1 protein-coding gene is annotated in these 419 nt (G+C 52.5%); it reads left to right on the top strand.

Annotated features, from left to right (window positions below):
• Positions 1 to 419, top strand: a 419-nt coding sequence (locus NE664_14575) for a divalent metal cation transporter (GenBank protein ID MCQ4727860.1), incomplete at both ends; no start/stop codon positions are given.

Below are 419 nucleotides of genomic sequence, written 5' to 3'. Positions count from 1 at the left end.
CTTGGAATGATTGTCTGTTTTTATGCCACACTGGCTGCCACAGGCGGGCCGGCGTGGGGAGAACTTGGAAAAGGGCTGACTCACTGGACGGTTACGGAAGGCAGCCTCACGACAGCACTGGCGTACATAAGTACCAATGCAGCCATCACCGCCGGTATTTACGGAACGTATCTCGGCGTTGAAAAGAAGTGGAAAAAAGAAGATTTATTTAACGGAATCATGCTTGCGGATGCTATTGCCCATGTTGCTGCCGTTATCCTGATATCAGGAGCCATTGTACTGGTTGGCGCGATTGTGCTGCATCCAACGGGAACGGCTATAAAGGCACCGGCTCAGCTGGGCGACCTTCTCATTCCGTTTTTAGGAAAAGCGGCGCCGGTCGTTATGGGTATTGCACTGCTGGCGGCGGGATTTTCATC

It is taken from the genome of Anaerotignum faecicola, from assembly GCA_024460105.1.
In the GTDB taxonomy this organism is placed as follows: domain Bacteria; phylum Bacillota; class Clostridia; order Lachnospirales; family Anaerotignaceae; genus JANFXS01.
Note: the sequence above shows the minus strand (reverse complement) of the source record. Positions and strands in the feature narration are given on the sequence as shown.